Genomic DNA, 23,531 nt, shown 5'->3' on the forward strand with positions numbered 1-23,531 from the left:
AGCCCTACAGTTAATCGACCTGTGCCGTTCGTCAGGGTTCAGTCCCTTCCCCCCTTCAGCCAAAACTTCGCGGTGCATTGCACACAAAAAAACGCCCCACGCGAAAGAATCAAACGTGGGGCGATGCGTTATTACCGCGAGACGGTTCTGGAATCTGTGTGGGAAAGGGTCGGTCAGACCGCAATCCCTTTACGGCACTGCAATTGTGCGGTGCGCACACGGGAGAAGGCGCGGGTCAGGCGCAGAAGCATTTCGTCGATGTTGGCGTTGCTGACTGTCAGCGCGGGGGTGAAGCGCAAGCAGTCGGGTTGCGGGGCGCTGAGTAACAGGCCTTCGTACAGCGCGGCACTGACCACGGCGTCGGCCGAATCGTCCGACAGCGTCAGCCCCCAAAGCAGCCCTTGCCCACGCAATTGGCCGTGACCATACCGGTGAGCCAGGCGCCCGAGGCCTTCACGCAGGTGCTGCCCGGTTTCCCTGACATGCTCGAGAAACCCCTTGTCCTGCACGCTGTCGAGTACCGCCAGCCCGGCCGCCGTCATCAAGGCATTGCCGTGATGAATACCGCTCAGGTCGCCCACGTCGAAACAGCAGGCCTTGCCTCGCGCCAGCAACGCAGCGAGCGGCACGCCACCGCCCAATCCTTCGCCGAGGACGACGATATCTGCCCGAACGCCGTAGGACTGTTCGGCGAGCAATGTGCCGCAACGCCCGATACCGGTTTGCACTTCGTCGAGAATCAGCAGAATCCCCAGCTCACGACATAAGCGTTCCACACCCTTGAGGTAATGCTCGGTAGCCGGGATTACTCCCGCCGCGTTCTGGATCGGTTCAAGCATGATTGCTACGGTCCGGGCGTCGACCGCTGCATGCATTGCCACAAGATCATTGAAGGGAACAGGGTGCAAATCCGCCTTCGTTCCGAAACGACGGTCAAGGCAGCCGTTGCCGGCAACGACGATGCGCGAAGCTCCACCGCGATAGCGCTGGCCCCACTGACACGCCAGTTTGATTGCCGCGTCACACGCTTCGCGGCCGCTGTTGAGCAAGTACGCCTGATCACTGCCAGTGGCGGTGCAGAGGCGCCCGGCAAGGTTGAGCATGCCGCGATTGTGCACAGCAAAACCGGGATTGATCAGTGATTGAGCCTGTTGCGAAATCGCCTGGACCAATACTGAGGGGCTGTGCCCCAAGCTGTTGACCCCGCCACCTTGCGTGAAATCCAGGTAAGCGCGGTCATCGCTGTCCCATAACCAGGAGCCTTGGCCACGCACGAAAATCTGTTTCGGCCGCTCGACGCTGGGCATCAGGTACTCGCTGGAAAGGTTGTCGCGGTGGGACGGCTGGAAAGTGTCCACAGCAAGGTCATCAAGACACGGCGGATTACGCCGCAAATTGAACAGGTTCATCCAGAAAAACCTCGATTGAGATTTTTTGCCTTACCTATGTAAACACCTTCGGCGCAAACGGTATTCATCGCGTTCTATGGCCCTGTAAGCCTTGTGAATGCGGTTAGACTAGGCGCTTGCACGGCCTTGAGCCATTTCGATTTCCCAGCATTTTCGATAAGCATCCCTTATGGATTTCAAGCAACTGCGTTATTTCGTCGCGGTCTACGAAGAAGGCCACGTCGGCCGGGCTGCCGAGCGGCTTTCAATCTCCCAACCGGCGTTGTCCCAGCAGATCCGGCACCTCGAACAGAACCTTGATGTGAGCCTGTTTGAGCGCAGCAGCAAACGCCTGCTGCCCACCCTGGCCGCTCATACTTTGTACAACCATGCAGTGCCATTGCTCGACGGCATGCAGCGGGCGCGCGAGGCATTGGGCAATTTCAAGGGACAGGCGTTGCGCACACTGGCCATCGGTGTACTGCAAACCGTACACACCAGCCTGGTGCCGCAGATGCTTGAGCGGGTACGCAAGGCTCAACCGCATCTGGTGGTGCAGATCTACGAACTGACCGGGCTGGAAATCGAGCGACGCCTGCTTAACGGCTCGCTGGACATCGGCATCAGCTACCTGCCGCCGCGCCAGCCAGGGTTGCATGGCGTGATGCTGTACGAAGATGAACTGACCCTGGTCATCCCCGCCGATCATCCGCTGCGAGAGTTCAAGAAAGTCTCCATGAGTCAGGCCGCCGAGTTGCCGATGCTGTTGCTGGGAGAAGAGTTCCAGGTGCGACAGATCTGGCAGACGCAACTGGCCAACCTTGGCAGGCGCCCACAGGTACAGGCGGAGTTGAACAACATGGCGGGGATTCTCGACAGCCTGCCACATACCCGACTGGCGACTGTGCTGCCCGGACGCTCGCAAAAGGCGCTCGGCAATAACGAACTGCTGTGGAAACCGCTGACTGAGCCGCGAGTGCCGCTGAAAGTCGGATTGGTCTGCCGGGATGTACAGCGGCAACAGACCTCGCTGGCCTTGTTACGCACGCTGTTGGAGGAAGTGATGAACGGGCCCGATGAACGCTTGAACCGCTCGAAAACCCTCGACGGACTGAGCTGAGCACTTTTCTGCGGGCAAAAGAAAACCCCGCCGAAGCGGGGCTTTGCAGACTGTTTCCCTGACATCCATTTCACTCCGCCGTCCTGGCAGAATCCTACGTGTCCGTGTTGTTGCTTTGCGCTTCCTGCGCGACGTCCATGTGAAGTAGATTAGCTGTGGATCCAATCTACGCCTATGGGAAAACAGCAGCACGTCATGTAAGAGAATGCTTACATGACGTCACGTTTGTCAGAACTGCGCAGCATCCAGCAAGAACAGGGACTCGCTACCGGCCTTCACCGACGCGCTCAACGAGTGAATGCGTGGCAATAGACGGGCGAAATAGAAGCGCGCCGTGCCCAGCTTGCTGGCGTAGAAATCGTCCTGTGTTTCTTTACCCAATGCGGCTTTGGCCATCAATGCCCACATGTAGGCGTACGCCACGTAACCGAAGGTTTGCAGGTACTCGACCGATGCCGCGCCGATTTCATTCGGGTTGTTTTTCGCGCGGTCGAGCAACCAGGCGGTCAGCTCGTCGAGGGTGGTCACGGCGTCGTTCAGCGGCTTGGTGAACTCGGCCAGATCGGCGCTGGCCGTCGCGGTGAAGTGACGGATCTCGTCAGCGAACAGGTTGTAGAACGCCCCGCCGGTGCCGACGATCTTGCGCCCGACCAGGTCCAGCGCCTGAATGCCGTTGGTGCCTTCGTAGATCTGCGTGATGCGCACGTCGCGCACCAGTTGTTCCTGGCCCCACTCACGGATGTAACCGTGGCCGCCGAACACCTGTTGGCCGTGGACCGTGGTTTCCAGACCGAGGTCAGTCAGGAACGCCTTGGCCACCGGGGTCAGCAACGCCACCAGGTCTTCAGCGCGTTTGCGGGTGGTCGCGTCTTCGCTGAATTTGGCGGTGTCCAATTGCATGGCCACGTAAGTCGAAAACGCACGACCGCCTTCGTTCGAGGCTTTCATGGTCAGCAGCATGCGACGCACGTCCGGGTGGACGATGATCGGGTCGGCGACTTTGTCTTTGTTCTGCGCGCCAGTCGGCGAACGGCTTTGCAGACGGTCGCGAGCGTATTCAACGGCGTTTTGATAGGAGCGCTCGCCAGTCGCGAGGCCCTGGATACCGACGCCCAGACGCTCGTAGTTCATCATGGTGAACATCGCCGCCAGGCCCTTGTTCGGCTCGCCGACCAGGTAACCGATGGCTTCGTCGAAGTTCATCACGCAGGTCGCGGACGCCTGGATGCCCATCTTGTGTTCGATCGAACCGCAGTTCGCCGGGTTACGTGCGCCGAGGCTGCCGTCGGCGTTGACCATGAACTTCGGCACCAGGAACAGCGAAATACCTTTCGGACCGGCCGGCGCGTCCGGCAGCTTGGCCAGCACCAGGTGAATGATGTTTTCGGTCAGGTCGTGCTCGCCACCGGTGATGAAGATCTTGGTGCCGCTGACTTTGTAGGAACCGTCGGCCTGAGGTTCAGCCTTGGTGCGGATGATCCCCAGGTCAGTACCGGCGTGTGGCTCGGTCAGGCACATCGAACCGGCCCAGACGCCGGCGTACATGTTCGGCAGGTACGCGGCTTTCAGCTCGTCACTGGCGTGGGCGTTGATCGACAGGCAGGCGCCGGCGGTCAGCATCGGGTACAGACCGAACGACAGGCTGGCGGAGTTGACCATTTCTTCGACCTGAGCCGAAACAGCCTTGGGCATGCCCATGCCGCCGTAGGTCGGATCACCACCCACGCCGACCCAACCGCCTTCAGCGTAAGTCTGATATGCCTGTGGGAAACCTGCCGGCGTGGTGACGGCACCGTCCGCCCAATGGCAACCTTCTTCGTCAGCTGCACGGCTCAGGGGCGCGATGCTTTTGCTGGTGACCTTGCCGGCTTCTTCAAGAATGGCTTCGACGGTTTCCGCATCGACGGTCTCGGCCAACGCGGGCAGCTCGGCCCAGAGTTTGGTGACCTCGAAAACTTCATTGAGAACGAAGCGCATATCGCGCAGGGGCGCTTTGTAGTCAGCCATGGCAAACCTCGCAAGATCTAAACAGGTGATTCGTAGGAGTGGTGCAGTCGTTGGGTCCGAGTGTAACCCAACAACTTTTACGACACATAGGGTCAGCCCATGACCGTTTTGTAATGATTGGTCACTGACCATTTAGTCATAAAAAAAGCCCGCAGTGACGCGAGCTTTCTTTGTTACTCATTTTAAAAGACTAAAGCGCAAACAACTCCGCTGGCAGCTTCATCAGGCAATCACTGCCCGCCTCGATGGCTGCCCGATGAGCGGCAGTACGCGGCAGCAAACGCTTGAAGTAAAACTCGTTGGTCGCGAGTTTGCCCTGGCAATAATCGGCCTCGCCGCTGCCCGCATCGAGTTGCGCCTGAGCCACCAGCGCCATGCGCAGCCATAGATAGCCGAGGATGATGTAACCGCTGTACATCAGGTAATCCACCGACGCAGCGCCGACTTCGTCGGCATTCTTCATCGAGGCCATGCCGACTTGGGTGGTCAGTTCGCCCCACTGCTGATTCAGTGTGTTGAGTTGCGCTACGTAGCTACCGAGCTGCGGGTGTTCAGCGTTCGCCGCACAGAACTTATGGACGATCTTGGTGAAACCACGCAGCAGCTTGCCCTGACTGCCGAGCACTTTGCGCCCGAGCAAATCCAGCGCCTGAATACCGTTGGTGCCTTCGTAGATTGGCGCGATCCGGCAGTCGCGGACCAACTGCTCCATGCCCCATTCACGAATGAACCCATGCCCGCCAAACACCTGCATGCCGTGGTTGGTCACTTCCAGCCCGGTATCGGTCATGAAGGCTTTGCAGATTGGCGTCAGGAACGCCAGCAGGTCTTCGGCATCCTGGCGCGCGCTTTCATCCGGACTCAGATGCGCCACGTCCAGCAACTGCGCGGTGAAGTAAGTCAGTGCGCGGTTACCTTCGTTGAAGGCTTTCATGGTGAGCAACATCCGGCGCACGTCAGGATGGACGATGATCGGGTCGGCGGCTTTCTCTGGCGCTTTCGGGCCCGTCAGCGAACGCATTTGCAGGCGGTCGTTGGCGTATTTGATCGCGCCTTGAAAGCTCGCTTCGCCCAGACACAATCCCTGCATCCCGGTGCCGAGGCGCGCATGGTTCATCATGGTGAACATGCAGTTCAGGCCTTTGTTCGGCTCCCCGATCAAGAAACCCTTGGCGCCATCGAAGTTCAGGACGCACGTCGCCGAAGCCTTGATGCCCATTTTGTGTTCGATCGATCCGCAGGAAACGCCATTGCGCTCGCCCGCCTCGCCCTCGGTATCGGGCAGGAATTTAGGCACGATAAACAGCGAGATGCCGCGGGTGCCGGCCGGCGCGTCCGGCAATTTCGCCAGCACCAGATGAATGATGTTGTCGCTCATGTCGTGCTCGCCGGCCGAGATGAAAATCTTGCTGCCGGAGATCGCGTAGCTGCCATCGGCTGAAGGCACGGCGCGGGTCTTGATGATGCCCAGGTCAGTACCGCAATGGGCTTCAGTCAGGCACATGGTGCCGGTCCATTGGCCCGCGGTGAGTTTGCTCAGGTAGGTGTTTTTCTGTTCTTCAGTGCCGTGGGCGTGGATCGCCGACATCGCGCCGTGAGTCAGGCCCGGGTACATGCCCCAGGAAGTGTTGCTGGAACCGACCATTTCGCTGATCACCAGCCCCAACGAACTCGGCAAGCCCTGGCCGCCGTACGCGGGGTCCGCCGCCAGACCGTGCCAGCCGCCCTCGACGTATTGTGCGAAAGCTTGCTTGAAGCCTGTAGGCGTCGTTACCACGCCATTGTCGAAATGGCAGCCCTCTTCGTCGCCGCTGCGATTCAACGGGGCCAGAACGTTCTCACAGAACTTCGCGCCTTCTTCGAGGATGGCGTTGATCATGTCCGGGCTGGCCTCGGTGGCGCCCAGCGCAGCGTAGTTGCTGTGGAAGTCGAAGACGTGGTCGATCAGAAAGCGCATGTCGCGCAGGGGAGCTTTGTACTCAGGCATGGTCGTTACTCCGTCAGCAGATGCTTCAAACCTACTGCCGGGCACCACGCCTCACAATCACAGTCCAGACGCTGAATGCGCCATCATCACTCAACCCGCAGCGGCGTCCATTCGCACGGCGCCACGTCGGGTCTGACCGAACGCCACCACGCAGTTTCGTCCGGCACCCTTGGCGCTGTAGAGCGCTTCGTCCGCCGATTTGAGAACCTTCTCAGGGGTGCGCTGCTCCACGCGTTCGGCGACGCCGATGCTGACCGTGACTGACACACTCGAAGCCCCCGGGCCCGAGCGGCGCTGACGACCTTGCTGGTCGTCCTGAGGCCGGTTGTCCTGATTGCGCAGCTGAATATTGTAAGTGGCGATGGATTCGCGGATGACTTCCAGGTGCGGCATGCACTCTTCGAGCGTCTTGCCTGCGAACACCAACGCAAATTCCTCACCGCCATAGCGATATGCCCTACCGCCACCGCCGATTTTCGACAGTTTGCTGGCGACCAGTCGCAGCACCTGGTCGCCGACATCGTGACCGTGGGTGTCGTTGAATTTCTTGAAGTGATCGACGTCGCTCATGGCCAGCACGTAATTACGCCCCAAGCGCTGCATCCGCTCGTTCAAGGCGCGACGGCCCGGCAGACCGGTGAGTTCGTCGCGGAATGCCATTTGATAGGCCTCATGCGCGACCGCTGCGGCAATCATCAGCATCACCTGACTGCACATGATGTTCAGGGTAAACGGAAGAATGAAGGTTTTCGGCAGCGCCCAGAACAACCCGAGCAAACCCACCAGTTGCGCGGCGTGCAACGGTCGCGGGTTGCGCCAGTATTGCCAGCTCAGCAACAGGAACGAAGCGATGAACACCGGGTAAGCCAGCTGAATCAGGCTCATCCAGGCACCATGCAGTGCCGGCCAGCGGATTTCCGACAACCACATCAGCAAAGCTTGTGGGTAACTCTGCTCCAGTCCCAACGCGACACTGCCGACGGCCAGCAATACCGCGAAGCGCGCGACCATGTCTTGAAACAGGTGCGTGCGCTCCTGCCAGGCCGCGAAAACGCCGAACAACAGCGGCAGCAACAGGCAACACAAATGGAAAACCACGGCGGCGTCTTCGCGGACTTTGCCGTTGTCGCGGTAATAGTCGGTCTGGGTGTCGAGCAAAAAGTAGGCGATGTACACCGTGACCATCAGAAACAGCTCGCGCTGACGTCGGTAAACCGCGCAATACGCACCGCCGAGCAACAGCACCAACGTCGGCAGGACGTTGAACAGCGAAGTGAAGAAAACGTTCAGATCCTTGATGTAGGCAGCCGCAAGCCCCGCAAGTAAAAGCAGTAACGACGGTAGGAAATGGCTGAAACGTACAGCGGAAGAACGCGGCAAGGGTAAAGCTCCGACCGTCATGACAATAGATGGCATTGTGCCCACCTACTGTAACGGCAGAAACCTCGACTTACTGAGCGAAATGTCAGGTTTTTTTAGCGGGTGCGTGACTGGCCGCAAACAGCGCGGCCGGTCACATCAGTCCATCAGAGATCGTTGTAGAACGGCAAGAGTGGCCCTTCCGTAGCCGGGCGCCCTTCCGCACCGACCGGTTTGAGTGTAATCAGCGCATCTGCCGCTTGTCGGGTGGTGATTTTCGGACTGACCGGCTTCAACGTCACGGCGTTTTCATCACCGATATGGCCTTGTGGAATGACCAGCGATGGATGATCGAAAGGCGCCTGTTCCCAGGCCACGCGCTGATCGGTCAGCCCGACTTCCATGAACTTGACCAGTGCGTCCACTTCATCAGGCGTCAGGTTCAGGGCGGTCATGTCCGGATCAAGGTTGGAGGTGTTGTGCTGATTCACACTCGGATGATCGAAGCCGCTGGTGTTGTTCGCTTCCGAGCCGCGCCGGTCACCACCGCGGTTGTAGAACTCGACGACCTGCCTGAGTGTCGAGCGGCTGCCGTTGTGGAAGTACGGCCCGGTCAGCGCGATGTTGCGCAGCGTTGGGGTTTTGAAGGCGCCATCCACCGCATCGTGGAAACCGACGTTGGGTTTGAGCGTCGAATCGCAGGGTAATCCCGCACTCAACAGCGCTTCGAAGGTACACACATCCACGTCCAGAGGATCCGGCACATTGATGCCCTGCAACTGGGTGTTGTATTCGCGAGTGAACGCCAGCGGGTTGCCCCATGCGTCGGACCCACCGAGCCCCAGGTCTTCCGACGTCGGGCGCACACCGGTGTTGTAGAAACCGTTGTCGTACAGCGCGGTGAGGTTGTCAGCCATCAGCATCCGTTCGATCCGCTCACGGGGATGGAACAGCAAGCGGCTGGCAGCGTTGGTCAACTCCGCTCCGCCGTGACAATTGACGCACTTGCCCTTGCCGAGGAACAGGTTCATCCCTTCGACCTGCTGTGCATTCATCGCCTGCTGATTGCCTTGCAAGTAAGCATCCACGGGGGCCTGGTCGGAGACCAGGGTGGATTCGTACATCTGAATCGCCAGCCCGAAGAACAGCGGGAAGTTGGCCTCCATCTGGGTGTACGGCGCGCCGCCGAGCGAAACCTGTTGTGTGGCGTTCCACAGCCGAGGCTGGAAAGCGGCCTTGATCAATTCTCTGTAGGTCGGACGGCGGGCGCCGGAAACCGGACCCAGCACAGAGTCGGTGGATGAAATCCGCTGCTGCTTGAGCATCAGCGAGTCGAGCATGCGTCGGCCAATGTCGGCGAAGGTGCGCCCGCCGCAGGACATTTCCACGGGGCTGCCCGGTGGGCCAACAGCCTGCGAGGCGGCAGAGGCATCGTTGAGGGCCAGCCGAACCTTGGTGGCCACCCCGCTGCGATCGCTGGTGACGAAGATCCCGGCATCGGGGTCGCGATTGCCGAACGGCGAAAAGCCGTTGAACACGTTATTGGCCCGTCCGTCCCAGAAGTTACGCACGTTGAACGCGGCGTTGATCACCGTCGGGGCATTGCGTCCGGTGCTGCGCCGCACGTTGATACCGCCGACCTGAAACACGCCGTCCGGTTGCTGCGTGCATTTGTCGAAGCGCGGCTGATTCGGTTTGACGAAGTTGGCATCGAATACCCCTTGCGAGCCGACCACATCGTCGGTCGAGTAGACAATCGCCGAGTTGCGATCCAGCGGATCGGCCAACACGTGGGTCGGAAAATCGGTTTTCTTCAACGTGTAGTTCGGGCCGCCCTTGCCGGCGGACAGGGTCGCGTAGGAAGGAACGTCGCCGGGAATATCGGAGGCTACAAACGGCTTGTTGAAGATCGATGAAACGTTGGCATGGGTGCTGGCCTGGCCCGGGTTGATCTGGTTGGTGATCCGGTGATCGACACCCGCATGAAAGTGACAGGATGCACACGCCGTGGAGCCATCGCTACCGATCTCCATGTCCCAGAACAGCGCCTTGCCCAGCAGAACCGCCGCCGAGCGATTGAGCACATAGTCGGTCATCAGGTCGACCTTGCGCCCGCCTTCGGTGCCGGAAGGGTCAGGCGGGATCAGGCCGTGCAGCGTCTGCAGGGAAGGGACTTCCGGCACGGGCAGATCAACTTCTGCCGCCGTCGCCGCGAATGCATGTTTGGCGGGCAGACTGATAACGAGCAGCCCGCAGACGATCACGCAGGGCAGACGGACAGTTCGAACAAAAAGGCTCAAGTTCACCATGATGACACCCCGATTCAGTGATGGAGTTGCCGGGCATGAGGCGTCACTCAACTGGCAAAGTTAGACTTTGTCGTTGCCGAAGTTGAAACGCTACGGAAGGCACCGTGGCAGGCGCTTAATTGAACTGTAGCTGTTACAAAAGATTTCAACAGCAGAAATACAAATTAATTTTGAACTTTTATTCAAGCCTCAACCTTGGTGCAAATCCCCCATTACCGGGGGCAATTCCCCAGCCACAGAGGGCCTCACAGCAATAGCCCAAGCGCCCGCGAGGTCTTAAACTTTGGCCCCGTAATTGCAAAACAAGTTATTTGACTTATTTAATACTGAAAACAATTTGCCCCCGTTAGTTAATTGAAGACAAAGGCACTAGTTGCAGTATCGGCGACTACTTATTGTTTGTATAAAGCAAAAAAAACCGCCACTCCCGAAGGAGCGGCGGCTTTTTTGAAGCACTGCGTTAAGGCTTAGTAGCCCAGATCGAAGTTCTCTTCTTTCATGTCCATCAGGTTGTTGGCGCCCGACAGCATGGTTGCAACGTGAGTGCGGGTACGCGGCAGGATGCGCTGGAAGTAGAAGCGCGCAGTCTGCAGCTTGGCGGTGTAGAACGCCTCTTCGGAAGTGCCGGCAGCCAGTTTCTCGGCAGCCAGACGCGCCATGTCAGCCCAGAAGTAGGCCAGGCAGGCGTAACCGGAGTACATCAGGTAGTCCACGGAGGCCGCGCCGACTTCTTCGCGATCCTTCATGGCCGCCATACCGACCTTCATGGTCAGCTCGCCCCATTCTTTGTTCAGTGCAGCCAGCGGTGCGACGAACTCTTGAACCGCTTCGTTGCCTTCGTTGGTCTGACAGAACTTGTGGACGATCTTGGTGAAGCCTTTCAGGGCCTCGCCTTGGGTCATCAGCACTTTACGGCCCAGCAGGTCGAGTGCCTGGATACCGGTGGTGCCTTCGTACAGCATCGAGATGCGGCTGTCGCGAACGTTCTGCTCCATGCCCCACTCGGCGATGAAGCCGTGGCCGCCGTAGATTTGTACGCCGTGGTTGGCCGATTCAAAACCAACTTCAGTCATGAAGGCTTTGGCGATTGGCGTCATGAAGGCCAGCAGTGCGTCGGCTTTCTTTTTCTCTTCTTCATCCACGCCGTACTTGACGATGTCGACTTGCTTGGCAGTGAAGTAAACCATTGCACGGTTGCCTTCGGCGAATGCCTTCATGGTCAACAGCATGCGACGTACGTCTGGGTGAACGATGATCGGGTCAGCTGCTTTTTCCGGCGCTTTCGGGCCAGTCAGGGAGCGCATTTGCAGACGATCGCGAGCGTATTTCAGGCCGCCCTGGAAGCCGATTTCAGCATGGGCCAGGCCTTGCAGTGCGGTACCCAGACGTGCGGTGTTCATGAAGGTGAACATGCAGTTCAGGCCTTTGTTCGCCGGGCCGATCAGGAAACCGGTGGCCGCGTCGAAGTTCATCACGCAAGTCGCGTTACCGTGGATGCCCATCTTGTGTTCCAGGGAACCACAGCTCACCGCGTTGCGAGCGCCGATCGAACCATCCGCGTTCGGCATGAACTTCGGCACGATGAACAGCGAAATGCCTTTGGTGCCAGCCGGTGCATCCGGCAGGCGGGCCAGTACGATGTGGACGATGTTGTCGGCCATGTCGTGTTCACCGGCCGAGATGAAGATCTTGGTGCCGGATACTTTGTAGGAACCGTCGGCCTGAGGTTCGGCCTTGGTGCGCAGCATGCCCAGGTCGGTGCCGCAGTGCGGTTCGGTCAGGCACATGGTGCCGGTCCACTCGCCGGAAACCAGTTTGGTCAGGTACGCGTCTTGTTGCTCAGGCGTGCCGTGTTCGGAAATGGTGTTCATCGCGCCATGGGACAGGCCTGGGTACATGCCCCACGACCAGTTGGCTTCGCCAACCATTTCGCTCACAGCCAGACCCAGAGACTCCGGCAGGCCTTGGCCACCGTGCTCTACGTCGTGCGCCAGGCTAGGCCAGCCGCCTTCAACGAATTGTTTGTAGGCTTCTTTGAAACCCGTCGGGGTTTTAACGCCGGACTCACTCCAGGTGCAGCCTTCGGTGTCACCCACGCGGTTCAGCGGAGCCAGTACCTGCTCACAGAACTTGGCGCCTTCCTCGAGAATGGCGTCAACCATGTCCGGAGTTGCGTCCGCACAAGCCGGAAGGCTCTGATAGTGCACTTCGTAGCCGAGCAGTTCGTCACGAACGAAGCGAATATCACGCAAGGGGGCCTTGTAGTCAGGCATAGCGATAAACCTCTGCTGATGTAACCGGGAATGAACGACCGCGTGGATTTGTTGTGGCGGTCAAACAGTTGTTTGAAACATACGTTTACGCCCAAATCTTGTCAAGCATCGATCTTGGGCCGTTTGTCATCGCCTGATCGATCTGCCGGACACGCAGCAGCGCACCACCGATGCTCAAGCAAAGGTGCCGTGTAGAAAAGATTAGTTGAGGGAGAAGGACTTACGCAGAAAAACGCCGCGAAAAGTCGCGGCGTTCCAGAAGCGGTTTCAGCGAGGGATCAAGCGAATGTATCGATCAACGTTCCGAGCATTTCGTCTGAAGCCTTGGCAACTTTAGCGCCCGCTTCCACCTGGAATTTGCCTTGAGTCATCTCGATGACATTGCTGGTCAGGTCGGATCGCTGACTGCGATCAACCGAACGCAGGCGATCCACCTGAACTTCGGAAGACTGGCTGGTCACCGAACGCTCAATGGTGTTATTGGCGATCTGCCCGGCGGCTTGATCGACGCGGTTCTGCCCTGTCTGAATGGTGCTCAGACCCGCATAAAAAGCAGTGTTACCTGAAATCTGCATGGGAGAACTCGTCCGGCAAGGGGATCAATAGCGGGCATTGAATCAGACATGATGGCAAAACGCCCGATAAAAACACTAATGGCACAGTGCCTTGTGATAGCTAAAACCTAGTCCAGCAAATCCAGCTGCAAATGTTCCGCCACCGATTCAGCGGTGACCGACTTGAGTTTCGGCACCCGCCCAAGGCACGGTGCGGGGATGCGCTCGGCGAGTGTCGCGAGGTTCTCCTCCAGCCGCGAGGTTTTGGGATCAATGATATTGGCCACCCACCCCGCCAACTGCAATCCATCCTGGGCAATCGCCTCGGCCGTCAACAGCGCATGATTGATGCAACCCAGGCGCACACCGACCACCAGAATCACCGGCAAATCCAGCGCCATCGCCAAGTCAGACAGATTGTCCTGATCCGCCAACGGCACTCGCCAGCCGCCCGCCCCTTCGATCAGGGTGAAATCGGCCTGCATATCGAGAATCTCGCGCATAGGCGTCAACAGCGATTGCACCGTCAGCGCCACGCCAGCTTCCCGCGCGGCCAGGTGCGGCGCGATGGCTGGCTCGAACGCCACCGGGTTGACCTGTGCATACGTCAACGGCAATGAGCATTCGGCCAACAGCGCCAGCGCATCGGCGTTACGCAACCCCTTGGGCGTCACGTCGCAGCCCGAGGCAACCGGCTTGCCGGCTGCCGTGCTCAAGCCTGCCGACCGCGCGGCATGTAACAACCCGGCGGCCACGGTGGTCTTGCCGACATCAGTGTCCGTACCGGTGATGAAATAGGCTTTGCTCATAAAGGCTTCTCCAATACGGCATAAACCACCTGATAAGTCGCCGGCAAACCCTCAGCCTGACGAAACTGCTCATACGCCTCGATCAAACCGAGGATCCGCGCCCGGCCAGTCAAACCACCCGGCCGCCCAGGGTTCAAGTTGTGCGCACCCAAGGCCTTGAGTTCATGGGTCAGGCTGCGCACATCCGGGTAATGCAACACATGAGGACGGGTTTGCAGACTGACGGTTTTCAAGCCGCTGGCCGCACACAGTTGCTGATAAACACCCAACTCGCGGAAGCGATTGACGTGCACCATGCCATCGACCTGCCGCCAACTGTCACGCAGCTCAAACAACGTCCCTACACAAAGACTAGCAAACGCGAAAATCCCGCCCGGTTTCAGCACACGCTGCGCTTCGCTCAGGACCGAGCCGAAGTCCGCGCACCACTGCACGGCCAGGCTGGAGAAGATCAGGTCGCAGGTTGAATCCTGCAGCGGCAAGCGCTCCGCATCACCTGCGATGAAATGGGTGGCGCCCCCCAATGGCCGTGCGTGATTGAGCATGCCTTCGGCAATGTCGAGGGCGACACCCTGACCGGTGGGAAAACGCTCACCCAGCGCCCGACTGAAATACCCGGTGCCGCAGCCCAGGTCGAGCCAACGATCCGGGAAAAAATCCGCGGGCAGGCGACTCAACAACTGGCTGCCAACATCGCGCTGCAACTCCGCCACGCTGTCGTAGCTCGCCGCGGCACGGGAAAAAGAGGCGGCCACCTGGCGCTTGTCGGGCAAACCGCCGGACAGGCTGTGAAGGGATAAATCAGTCATCACCGGACTCATGCAAAAAGGCCTGAATCGCCCCCGCCACACCGTGGGGGTCTTCCAGAAGAAACGCGTGGCCGGCCTGTTCAATCAGACCGATTTCGACATCCGGCAGCAGCGCCAGCAAGTCCCCCGCTGCTTCGGCCGGGACCAGGCCGTCGAGGCCGGCGAACAAATGCAGTTGCGGACCGCGAAACGCCTGCAAAGCCTGGCGAGTATCCAGTTGTGCGAGAACCTCCAGACCACTCATCAAGGTCGAAGCAGAAGCGTTTGGCGCGCCACCGAGCAACAACCGCGACAGACCGCGCGGGTCTTCGGCGCCCTGTGCGCACAGCAACGAAAACCGTTTCAACGTCATGCGCGGATCAGCCTGGCAGCCAGCCAGGAACGCATCGAACGTCTCGCCAGGCATCGCGCTCGGCCATTGCTCATGGGCGACAAACGAAGGATTACTCGCCAGGGTCAGCAAGCCGCAGCAGCGATCACCGCGCCGTGCCGCCAGTTCGGCCGCCAGCATGCCGCCCAAGGACCAGCCGCCGAGCCAGGCGTCCTGCGGCACTGTCGAATCGAGTTCATCGAGCCATTCCTGAAGATCACTTGACTCCAGTTCCGGCAACGGTTCGATCTCGACGCGCAGGTGCTCATCCAGCCCCTGCAAGGCCGCCGCCAAAGGTTCCAATGGCGAAATCCCGAGGCCCCAACCGGGCAACAGAATCAATCGATCACGCATGGCTTGGCTCCGGTTTCAGTTGGGCAAAACAATCGGCCAGTCCATCTAACAATAGTTGCACCTGGGCCTCGCTATGCGCGGCGGTCAGGGTCACGCGCAAGCGGGCGCTGCCAGCCGGCACCGTCGGCGGACGGATTGCCGTCACCATCAGGCCACGTTCGCGCAGCATCTGCGACAGTCGAACCGCACGCCCGGCATCGCCGATCCTGATCGGCTGGATCGGCGTGAAGCTGTCCATCAGCTCCAGGCCGATTTGCTCGGCACCTTGGCGGAACTGGCGGATCAACGTCTTCAGATGCTCACGTCGCCAATGTTCGGTGCGCAGCAGTTCGAGGCTTTTCAGCGTCGCACACGCCAGCGCCGGTGGCTGGCTCGTGGTGTAAATATAGGGACGGGCGAACTGGATCAGGCTTTCGATCAGCTCTTCGCTGCCCGCGACAAAAGCCCCGGCGGTACCGAACGCCTTGCCCAGCGTACCGACCAACACCGGCACGTCTTCCTGGCTCAGGCCGAAGTGCTCGACAATCCCACCGCCATTGGCACCCAGCGGGCCAAACCCGTGAGCGTCATCGACCATCAACCACGCGCCTTTGGCCTTGGCTTCGCGGGCCAGCGCCGGCAGGTCGGCAATGTCGCCGTCCATGCTGAAAACGCCGTCGGTGACCACCAGCGTATTACCCGTGGCTTTCTCCAGGCGCTTGGCCAGGCTGACCGCGTCGTTGTGCAGGTAGCGGTTGAAACGCGCGCCGGACAGCAGACCAGCATCCAGCAGCGAAGCATGATTGAGCCGGTCTTCGAGCACCGTATCGCCCTGCCCGATCAGTGCGGTGACCGCGCCGAGATTGGCCATGTATCCGGTGGTGAACAGCAACGCACGCGGGCGCCCGGTCAGATCAGCCAGGGCTTCTTCCAGTTCATGGTGCGGCGTGCTGTGACCGATGACCAAGTGCGACGCCCCGCCACCCACGCCCCAGCGAGCAGCACCGGCACGCCAGGCTTCGATCACTTGCGGGTGATTGGCCAGGCCCAGGTAATCGTTGTTGCAGAACGCCAGCAATGGCTGGCCGTCGACTACCACTTCCGGGCCTTGAGGGCTGTCGAGCAGCGGGCGCTGGCGATAGAGGTTTTCGGCACGACGGGCAGCAAGGCGTGCGGCGAGATCGAAAGACATGCAGGCCTCGGCTATCAAATGACACATGACCACTGTGGGAGCGAGCCTGCTCGCGAAGTGGCCTTCACACTCAACATAAATGTCGACTGTTCGATCGCTTTCGCGAGCAGGCTCGCTCCCACAGTGTTTTGCATTCCTTCAGAGGAATCGGTGGAGACTTTAAACAGCGGCGTTATAGAACTGCTCGCTGCTCTTCTGCTCAACCAGTGCCTGTTCAATTGCCGCCTGATGCACCTCGTCGGCGTGCTCTTCGCGCGCTTCCGGCAGAATCCCCAGGCGCGAGAACAGTTGCATGTCCTTGTCGGCCTGCGGGTTGGCGGTGGTCAGCAGTTTTTCGCCGTAGAAAATCGAGTTCGCGCCAGCGAAGAACGCCAGGGCCTGCATCTGTTCGTTCATGGCTTCGCGGCCAGCGGACAGGCGCACGTGGGATTGCGGCATCAGGATGCGGGCAACGGCGAGCATGCGGATGAAGTCGAACGGATCGATGTCTTCGGCATTTTCCAGCGGCGTGCCGGCAACTTTCACCAGCATGTTGATCGGCACCGACTCTGGATGCTCAGGCAGGTTGGCCAGCTGGATCAGCAGATTGGCGCGGTCATCGAGGGACTCGCCCATGCCGAGAATACCGCCGGAGCAGATCTTCATCCCCGATTCACGCACGTAGGCCAGGGTTTGCAGGCGTTCGCTGTAGGTGCGGGTGGTGATGATACTGCCGTAGAACTCAGGCGACGTATCGAGGTTGTGGTTGTAGTAGTCGAGGCCGGCGTCGGCCAGCGCAACGGTCTGGTCCTGATCCAGGCGACCGAGGGTCATGCAGGTTTCCAGGCCCATGGCCTTCACCCCTTTGACCATTTCCAGCACGTACGGCATGTCTTTGGCCGACGGGTGTTTCCACGCCGCACCCATGCAGAAACGAGTCGAACCAATGGCCTTGGCGCGAGCGGCCTCTTCGAGGACCTTCTGCACTTCCATCAGTTTTTCTTTTTCCAGGCCGGTGTTGTAGTGACCGGACTGTGGGCAGTATTTGCAATCTTCCGGGCAAGCGCCGGTCTTGATCGAGAGCAGCGTGGAAACCTGGACGCGGTTGGCGTCGAAATGTGCGCGGTGCACCGTCTGAGCCTGGAACAACAGGTCGTTGAATGGCTGAACGAAGAGTGCTTTGACTTCGGCCAAAGACCAGTCATGACGCAGGGTTGCAGAGGTGCTGGCGCTCATGGGCGTTTCCTTTGTTTTATGCTTGGCAAGCGGCTGGGGGATGGAATACCCACAGACGCGACACGGATGTTCGGCATATTTAAGGAAGACTCATGCGCTGTCAACCACGATACGATGGACCGGTTTACATCTGGTTAAAAAACAAACAACACTGTTTGCTCTGTGCTGAACCGGCCGAGGAAAACATCCCGATCTGCATGGCCTGCGAAACCGAGTTGCCCTGGCTTGGCGATCACTGCCAGACCTGCGCCCTGCCCTTGCCCGGCACAGGCTTGACCTGCGGCCAGTGCCTGAAACAACCACCCGCCTTCGAGCGAGTCGCCGCGCCGTGGTCGTACAGCTTTCCGCTGGACACGTTGATCACGCGCTTCAAGCATTCGGCAAAGTGGCCGTTTGGCCGCCTGCTCGCCGATCTTCTCGCGCAATACCTGCAACATCGCTTCGACGAACACCTCAATCGGCCCGACGCACTGGTCCCGGTGCCGCTGGCTACAAAACGACTGCGCCAACGGGGTTTCAATCAAGCCGCGATGCTCGCCCGCTGGCTCAGCCACGCCTTGAACATTTCTTGCGACGAATCGCTGTTGGCAAGGATTCAAGACACCAGCGCGCAGCAGGATTTGAATGCCGAAGCCCGCAAGAAGAACCTGCGCAACGCGTTCGCCCTGACACCCGGCGCGCAGATCAAAGGGCGCCATTTGGCGTTGGTGGACGACGTGCTGACCACGGGTGCCACGGCGCAAGCCCTCGCCCGGCTGCTGATGGACGCTGGGGCTGCGCGGGTTGACGTCTATTGCCTGGCTCGCACACCCAAGCCGGGCGATGCGGCCTGACTTGACTCCCGGTGCCCAAGCGGCCAACGTCTTCTAATTGTCACAGCCAAAGCGCCTCGCCATGTCCTTGCCTACCTTGTTGTCCCAGCACATTGTCCGTCGTCCGCAGCGCATCGCCTTGCTGCAACACATCGCCGAACAAGGCTCGATCACCCGCGCTGCGAAAAGCGCGGGCCTGAGTTACAAGGCGGCGTGGGACGCCATCGATGAGCTGAACAACCTGGCGCAGAAACCGCTGGTGGAACGTAGCGTCGGCGGCAAGGGCGGCGGCGGTGCCAAACTCTCCAGCGAAGGCCTGCGCGTGTTGCGCCTTTATCAAAAGCTGCAAGTCCTCCAGGCCCAGGTGCTGGAAGCCGCCGAAGATGCCAGCGATCTCGACCTGCTCGGCCGCTTGATGCTCCGGACCAGCGCGCGCAATCAACTGCACGGCAAGGTTGTCGAGATCGAAGCCCAGGGCCGCAACGACCGCATTCGTCTCGAACTGGCCGAAGGCTTGAATATCGATGCGCAGATCACCCACGACAGCACCCTGCGCCTGGAGCTGGAAACCGGCACCGAGGTGGTCGCCCTGATCAAGGCCGGCTGGCTGGACGTGCTGGCGATCGAGCAACACGCAACACCCGGCAACAATTGCCTCACCGGCATTATCGAAGAAATTCTCGACGCCGAAGACGGCCCCAGCGAAGTGCGCATCAGCTTGCCCAATGGCCAGACGCTGTGCGCCTTGGCCGAGCCACTGCATTTGCGAACCCACGGGCTGACCACTGACAAACCGGTGCGGGTGCAGTTTTCGCCCTCGAACGTCCTGTTGGGCACTCCGCTCTGAAACAAAAGCGTCATGTCCGCTCACTAAGGTGGCTGCAAAAACCGCAGGGAGCCTGATGTGAGCCTATTAGAAGAAAACCAGTCCACCGATCTCGAAAAAATGGTCGGCCTCAGCCGTCGCGGTTTTATCAGCGCCGGTGCCCTCTGCGGTGCCGCCATGTTCCTGGGTGGCAACCTGCTGAGCCGCAGCGTCATGGCCGCGAGTGTCAGCGCAGGCACCAGCAAACTGTTGGGTTTCGACAGCATCCCCGCCGCCACCAGCGACGCCATTACCTTGCCGGCCGGCTACAAGTCCTCGGTGCTGATCAGCTGGGGCCAGCCGCTGCAAAAGAATGGCCCGGCCTTCGACCCGAGTGGCAACGGCACGGCCGAGCATCAGGAAGTCCAGTTCGGTGACAACAACGACGGCATGAGCCTGTTCGAGTTTCCCGGTGAAAAAGACCGGGCGCTGATGGCGATCAACAACGAATACACCAACTATCGCTACCTCTACGCGCACGGCGGCATGCCGCAATCGGCCGAAGAAGTGCGCAAGGCGCTGGCCTGCGAAGGCGTGTCGGTGATCGAAGTGCAGCGCAAGAACGGCCAGTGGCAGTTCGTCCAGGGCTCGCGCTACAACCGTCGTATCCACGGCAATGCGCCGATCAGCCTGAGCGGCCCGGCCGCCGGCCATGAACTGCTGAAAACCAGCACCGACCCACACGGCAAGAACGTCCTCGGCACCTTCCAGAACTGCGCCAACGGCAAGACGCCGTGGGGCACGTACCTGACCTGCGAAGAGAACTTCACCGACTGCTTCGGCAGCAGCAATGCCGAGCAAAAATTCGACGCGGCGCAAAAACGCTACGGCGCGGTGGCAGCCAGTAAAGAGATCAACTGGCACCAGCACGACGAGCGTTTCGACCTGGCGAAGAACCCGAACGAACTCAATCGTCACGGCTGGGTGGTGGAAATCGACCCGTTCGATCCGCAATCAACCCCGGTCAAGCGCACGGCCCTGGGCCGCTTCAAGCACGAAAATGCTGCGCTGGCAGAAACCCATGACGGCCACGCCGTGGTGTACATGGGCGATGACGAGCGCGGCGAGTTCATCTACAAGTTCGTCAGCCGCGACAAGATCAACCACAAAAACCCCAAGGCCAACCGCGACCTGCTCGACCACGGCACCTTGTACGTGGCGCGCTTCGATGCCGGCGACGGTAATGCCGATCACCCGAAAGGCAAAGGTGAGTGGGTCGAGCTGACTCACGGCAAAAACGGCATCGACGCCAGCAGCGGTTTCGCCGACCAGGCCGAAGTGCTGATCCACGCGCGTCTCGCCGCCAGCGTGGTGAAAGCCACACGCATGGACCGTCCGGAATGGATCGTGGTCAGCCCCAAGGATGGCCAGGTCTATTGCACCCTGACCAACAACGCCAAGCGCGGCGAAGAGGGTCAACCTGTGGGTGGGCCAAACCCGCGCGAGAAAAACGTCTACGGGCAGATCCTGCGCTGGCGCACCGACCGTGACGATCACGGCTCGAAAAGCTTTGCCTGGGACCTGTTTGTGGTCGCCGGCAACCCGGGCGTCCACGCCGACACGCCAAAGGGCGGTTCGTCGAACATCACCCCGCAGAACATGTTCAACAGCCCGGATGGCTTGGGTTTCGACAAGGCCGGGCGGTTGTGGATTCTCACCGACGGCGATTCGAGCAATGCCGGTGATTTTGCGGGGATGGGCAACAACCAGATGCTGTGTGCCGACCCGGTGACCGGGGAGATCCGCCGGTTCATGGTTGGGCCGATCGGTTGCGAAGTGACCGGCATCAGCTTCTCGCCGGATCAGAAGACGTTGTTTGTCGGGATTCAGCATCCGGGGGAGAACGGTGGATCGACGTTCCCTGAGCATTTGCCGAATGGAAAACCGCGGTCTTCGGTGATGGCCATTACTCGTGAAGATGGCGGGGTCGTCGGCGCCTGATCAGGCCCCTTCGCGAGCAGGCTCGCTCCCACAGGGGATTTGCGGAGTGTCGCAGATCCAGTGTGGGAGCGAGCCTGCTCGCGAAAGCGTCCGCCCAGACCACACTCATCTCAAGGCCAGGCCCTAAAGACGCCCCGTCTGCGCTACCATGCTTGGCCGGACGCGGCAGCCTGCTGCGCGCAGGAGTCAGCATGGCCCACCCGTTTGCAACCCTTACCCCAGACCTCGTGCTCGATGCCGTCGAAAGCATCGGCTTTCTCAGCGACGCGCGCATTCTGGCGCTCAACAGCTACGAGAACCGCGTCTATCAAGTCGGCATCGAAGACTCCGAGCCGCTGATCGCCAAGTTCTACCGCCCACAGCGCTGGACCAACGAAGCGATTCTCGAAGAGCACCAGTTCACCTTCGAACTCGCCGAGTGCGACGTGCCCGTGGTCGCGCCGATGATTCACAACGGCGCCAGCCTGCACGAACATAACGGTTTTCGTTTCACCCTGTTCCCGCGCCGTGGTGGCCGTGCGCCGGAGCCAGGCAATCTCGATCAGCTCTATCGGCTGGGTCAGTTGCTCGGTCGTCTGCACGCCGTGGGTTCCACCAAACCGTTCGAACACCGTGAAGCGCTGGGCGTTAAGAACTTCGGTCACGACTCGCTGACCACCCTGCTCGAAGGCAACTTTGTTCCCAAGAGTTTGCTGCCCGCCTACGAGTCCGTGGCCCGCGACCTGCTCAAGCGGGTGGAAGAGGTCTACAAGGCCACGCCGCACCAGAACATCCGCATGCACGGCGATTGCCACCCCGGCAACATGATGTGCCGCGACGAAATGTTCCACATCGTCGACCTCGACGACTGCCGCATGGGCCCGGCGGTGCAGGACATCTGGATGATGCTCGCCGGTGACCGCCAGGAATGCCTCGGCCAATTGTCGGAATTGATGGACGGCTACAACGAGTTTCACGATTTCGATCCGCGAGAACTGGCGTTGATCGAGCCGCTGCGCGCCTTGCGCCTGATGCACTACAGCGCCTGGCTCGCCCGTCGCTGGGATGACCCGGCGTTCCCGCACAGTTTTCCGTGGTTCGGCAGCGAGCGGTATTGGGGGGACCAGGTGTTGGCGTTGCGTGAGCAATTGGCGGCACTCAATGAAGAACCACTAAAACTCTTCTGACCCAACACAACCCCCACAGGGGTTGTGTTCACAATTGCCCAACCTATTCAGGCAGGACATTCGGAGATAAATCTCCTTACAATCTCCCTTTGTTAGCTGCCTAAGCAAGGACTCTGCATGCAAGCCGCCAACCCGCGTCGCGGGTACATTCTGGGCCTGAGTGCCTACATCATCTGGGGACTTTTCCCGCTCTACTTCAAAGCCATCGCCAGCGTGCCCGCCGTGGAGATCATCATCCATCGCGTGCTGTGGTCCGCGCTGTTCGGCGCCTTGTTGCTGATGGTCTGGAAACATCCCGGCTGGTGGCGCGAGTTGCGTGACAACCCGAAACGCCTGGCGATCCTGGCCCTCAGCGGCACGCTGATCGCGGCCAACTGGCTGACTTACGTGTGGTCGGTGAACAATGGACGGATGCTTGAGGCCAGCCTCGGTTACTACATCAACCCGCTGGTGAACGTGTTGCTGGGGATGTTGATCCTCGGCGAACGGCTGCGGCGCATGCAGTGGCTGGCCGTTGGTTTAGCGGCGGTTGGCGTGGCGCAGCAGGTGTGGCAAGTCGGCAGCCTGCCGTGGGTGTCGCTGGTATTGGCATTGACGTTCGGGTTCTACGGATTGATCCGCAAGCAGGCGCCGGTCAAGGCACTACCGGGGCTGGTGGTGGAAACCTGGATGCTGGTGCCGATTGCCATTGCCTGGCTGCTATTCAATCAAACCGCCACAAGCGCTCAGCCCGAGTTCTGGACCACCTCCGAAGCCTGGTGGCTGGTGGCCGCCGGCCCGGTCACGCTGGTGCCGCTGGTGTGTTTCAACGCCGCCGCACGGCATTTGCCCTACACGACATTGGGATTTCTCCAGTACCTCGCGCCGACACTGGTGCTGCTGCAAGCCGTTCTGTTGTTTGGCGAACAGCTGTCGTCCAGCACACTGGTTGCGTTCATCTTTATTTGGGCGGGCCTGGCGGTGTACAGCGTTGATGCGTGGATAAGTCTGCGCCGCCGCAGCTGATCAAAAAACACACAAAC

At 60.0% G+C, this 23,531-nt stretch carries 18 protein-coding genes; 6 read left to right on the forward strand and 12 right to left on the reverse strand.

From position 1 onward, the window contains the following. Positions 1-173: 173 nt before the first annotated feature. On the reverse strand, positions 174-1,409 hold the full coding sequence (locus AC07N8_RS21370; RefSeq protein ID WP_493145829.1) for an aspartate aminotransferase family protein: 1,236 nt from the start codon (positions 1,407-1,409) through the stop codon (positions 174-176). 169 nt (positions 1,410-1,578) lie between these two features. Between AC07N8_RS21370 and AC07N8_RS21375 the strand changes: the two genes are divergently transcribed. Further along, positions 1,579-2,508 carry a LysR family transcriptional regulator gene (locus AC07N8_RS21375; protein WP_483843115.1) on the forward strand — a complete coding sequence of 310 codons (930 nt, stop codon included), beginning with the start codon at positions 1,579-1,581 and terminating at the stop codon, positions 2,506-2,508. Between the two features lie 228 nt (positions 2,509-2,736). Here the strand turns inward: AC07N8_RS21375 and AC07N8_RS21380 are convergent, their stop codons facing one another. The 11 genes from AC07N8_RS21380 to bioB all read right to left on the reverse strand — a co-directional run bounded on the left by AC07N8_RS21380 (position 2,737) and on the right by bioB (position 17,725). After that, positions 2,737-4,515 (reverse strand): acyl-CoA dehydrogenase C-terminal domain-containing protein, encoded by a 1,779-nt coding sequence (locus AC07N8_RS21380; protein WP_483843116.1) that lies wholly within the window; start codon positions 4,513-4,515, stop codon positions 2,737-2,739. Positions 4,516-4,705: 190 nt separating this feature from the next. Continuing rightward, positions 4,706-6,502: an acyl-CoA dehydrogenase C-terminal domain-containing protein gene (locus tag AC07N8_RS21385; RefSeq protein WP_493145828.1), complete on the reverse strand. Its 1,797-nt coding sequence runs from the start codon at positions 6,500-6,502 to the stop codon at positions 4,706-4,708. 90 nt (positions 6,503-6,592) lie between these two features. Further along, the gene (locus AC07N8_RS21390; protein WP_123433066.1) at positions 6,593-7,882 is read right to left on the reverse strand and encodes a GGDEF domain-containing protein; all 1,290 of its coding nucleotides are present in this window, start codon (positions 7,880-7,882) and stop codon (positions 6,593-6,595) included. A gap of 146 nt (positions 7,883-8,028) precedes the next feature. Then, the gene (locus AC07N8_RS21395) at positions 8,029-10,170 is read right to left on the reverse strand and encodes a cytochrome-c peroxidase (RefSeq protein ID WP_483843118.1); all 2,142 of its coding nucleotides are present in this window, start codon (positions 10,168-10,170) and stop codon (positions 8,029-8,031) included. A gap of 467 nt (positions 10,171-10,637) precedes the next feature. Further along, a complete protein-coding gene (locus AC07N8_RS21400; protein WP_493145827.1) occupies positions 10,638-12,443 on the reverse strand; it encodes a phenylacyl-CoA dehydrogenase in 1,806 nt (601 codons plus the stop codon). 278 nt (positions 12,444-12,721) lie between these two features. Then, the gene (locus AC07N8_RS21405) at positions 12,722-13,018 is read right to left on the reverse strand and encodes a pyrroloquinoline quinone biosynthesis protein PqqE (protein WP_483843119.1); all 297 of its coding nucleotides are present in this window, start codon (positions 13,016-13,018) and stop codon (positions 12,722-12,724) included. A 107-nt stretch (positions 13,019-13,125) separates the two neighbouring features. After that, on the reverse strand, positions 13,126-13,806 hold the full coding sequence (gene bioD / locus AC07N8_RS21410; RefSeq protein ID WP_483843120.1) for a dethiobiotin synthase: 681 nt from the start codon (positions 13,804-13,806) through the stop codon (positions 13,126-13,128). Next, complete coding sequence (gene bioC / locus AC07N8_RS21415) at positions 13,803-14,615, reverse strand: malonyl-ACP O-methyltransferase BioC (protein ID WP_493145826.1); 813 nt, start codon at positions 14,613-14,615, stop codon at positions 13,803-13,805. Before bioC ends, bioD begins: the two co-directional genes overlap by 4 nt. Further along, on the reverse strand, positions 14,608-15,339 hold the full coding sequence (locus AC07N8_RS21420; protein WP_483843122.1) for an alpha/beta fold hydrolase: 732 nt from the start codon (positions 15,337-15,339) through the stop codon (positions 14,608-14,610). The genes bioC and AC07N8_RS21420 overlap by 8 nt, the downstream gene beginning before the upstream one ends. Beyond that, positions 15,332-16,510 (reverse strand): 8-amino-7-oxononanoate synthase, encoded by a 1,179-nt coding sequence (bioF, locus tag AC07N8_RS21425; RefSeq protein WP_493145825.1) that lies wholly within the window; start codon positions 16,508-16,510, stop codon positions 15,332-15,334. Before bioF ends, AC07N8_RS21420 begins: the two co-directional genes overlap by 8 nt. Before the next feature lie 159 nt (positions 16,511-16,669). Beyond that, complete coding sequence (bioB, locus tag AC07N8_RS21430; RefSeq protein ID WP_010467114.1) at positions 16,670-17,725, reverse strand: biotin synthase BioB; 1,056 nt, start codon at positions 17,723-17,725, stop codon at positions 16,670-16,672. 92 nt (positions 17,726-17,817) lie between these two features. On the opposite strand from bioB, the gene AC07N8_RS21435 reads away from it, so the two are divergent. The 5 genes from AC07N8_RS21435 to rarD all read left to right on the forward strand — a co-directional run bounded on the left by AC07N8_RS21435 (position 17,818) and on the right by rarD (position 23,514). Next, on the forward strand, positions 17,818-18,558 hold the full coding sequence (locus AC07N8_RS21435; protein WP_493145824.1) for a ComF family protein: 741 nt from the start codon (positions 17,818-17,820) through the stop codon (positions 18,556-18,558). 61 nt (positions 18,559-18,619) lie between these two features. After that, positions 18,620-19,384, forward strand: a complete 765-nt coding sequence (locus AC07N8_RS21440; RefSeq protein ID WP_493145823.1) for a TOBE domain-containing protein — start codon at positions 18,620-18,622, stop codon at positions 19,382-19,384. 57 nt (positions 19,385-19,441) lie between these two features. Beyond that, on the forward strand, positions 19,442-21,343 hold the full coding sequence (locus AC07N8_RS21445) for a PhoX family protein (protein WP_493145822.1): 1,902 nt from the start codon (positions 19,442-19,444) through the stop codon (positions 21,341-21,343). Between the two features lie 191 nt (positions 21,344-21,534). After that, on the forward strand, positions 21,535-22,509 hold the full coding sequence (locus AC07N8_RS21450) for a serine/threonine protein kinase (protein ID WP_123433055.1): 975 nt from the start codon (positions 21,535-21,537) through the stop codon (positions 22,507-22,509). A 117-nt stretch (positions 22,510-22,626) separates the two neighbouring features. After that, positions 22,627-23,514 carry an EamA family transporter RarD gene (gene rarD / locus AC07N8_RS21455; protein ID WP_483843127.1) on the forward strand — a complete coding sequence of 296 codons (888 nt, stop codon included), beginning with the start codon at positions 22,627-22,629 and terminating at the stop codon, positions 23,512-23,514. Positions 23,515-23,531 lie beyond the last annotated feature (17 nt).

The sequence above is a fragment of the Pseudomonas sp. GW821-FHT10C09 genome, assembly GCF_059415465.1.

Excerpts from the sequence above, each read along its gene's own strand:
- AC07N8_RS21380 (WP_483843116.1), bottom strand. The coding sequence starts at position 4,515 with ATGGCTGACTACAAAGCGCCCCTGCGCGATATGCGCTTCGTTCTCAAT.
- AC07N8_RS21385 (WP_493145828.1), bottom strand. The coding sequence starts at position 6,502 with ATGCCTGAGTACAAAGCTCCCCTGCGCGACATGCGCTTTCTGATCGAC.
- AC07N8_RS21435 (WP_493145824.1), top strand. The coding sequence starts at position 17,818 with ATGCGCTGTCAACCACGATACGATGGACCGGTTTACATCTGGTTAAAA.
- AC07N8_RS21395 (WP_483843118.1), bottom strand. The coding sequence starts at position 10,170 with ATGGTGAACTTGAGCCTTTTTGTTCGAACTGTCCGTCTGCCCTGCGTG.
- AC07N8_RS21375 (WP_483843115.1), top strand. The coding sequence starts at position 1,579 with ATGGATTTCAAGCAACTGCGTTATTTCGTCGCGGTCTACGAAGAAGGC.
- AC07N8_RS21370 (WP_493145829.1), bottom strand. The coding sequence starts at position 1,409 with ATGAACCTGTTCAATTTGCGGCGTAATCCGCCGTGTCTTGATGACCTT.
- AC07N8_RS21405 (WP_483843119.1), bottom strand. The coding sequence starts at position 13,018 with ATGCAGATTTCAGGTAACACTGCTTTTTATGCGGGTCTGAGCACCATT.
- AC07N8_RS21450 (WP_123433055.1), top strand. The coding sequence starts at position 21,535 with ATGGCCCACCCGTTTGCAACCCTTACCCCAGACCTCGTGCTCGATGCC.
- AC07N8_RS21400 (WP_493145827.1), bottom strand. The coding sequence starts at position 12,443 with ATGCCTGACTACAAGGCCCCCTTGCGTGATATTCGCTTCGTTCGTGAC.
- bioC (WP_493145826.1), bottom strand. The coding sequence starts at position 14,615 with ATGACTGATTTATCCCTTCACAGCCTGTCCGGCGGTTTGCCCGACAAG.
- AC07N8_RS21440 (WP_493145823.1), top strand. The coding sequence starts at position 18,620 with ATGTCCTTGCCTACCTTGTTGTCCCAGCACATTGTCCGTCGTCCGCAG.
- bioF (WP_493145825.1), bottom strand. The coding sequence starts at position 16,510 with ATGTCTTTCGATCTCGCCGCACGCCTTGCTGCCCGTCGTGCCGAAAAC.
- bioB (WP_010467114.1), bottom strand. The coding sequence starts at position 17,725 with ATGAGCGCCAGCACCTCTGCAACCCTGCGTCATGACTGGTCTTTGGCC.
- rarD (WP_483843127.1), top strand. The coding sequence starts at position 22,627 with ATGCAAGCCGCCAACCCGCGTCGCGGGTACATTCTGGGCCTGAGTGCC.
- bioD (WP_483843120.1), bottom strand. The coding sequence starts at position 13,806 with ATGAGCAAAGCCTATTTCATCACCGGTACGGACACTGATGTCGGCAAG.
- AC07N8_RS21420 (WP_483843122.1), bottom strand. The coding sequence starts at position 15,339 with ATGCGTGATCGATTGATTCTGTTGCCCGGTTGGGGCCTCGGGATTTCG.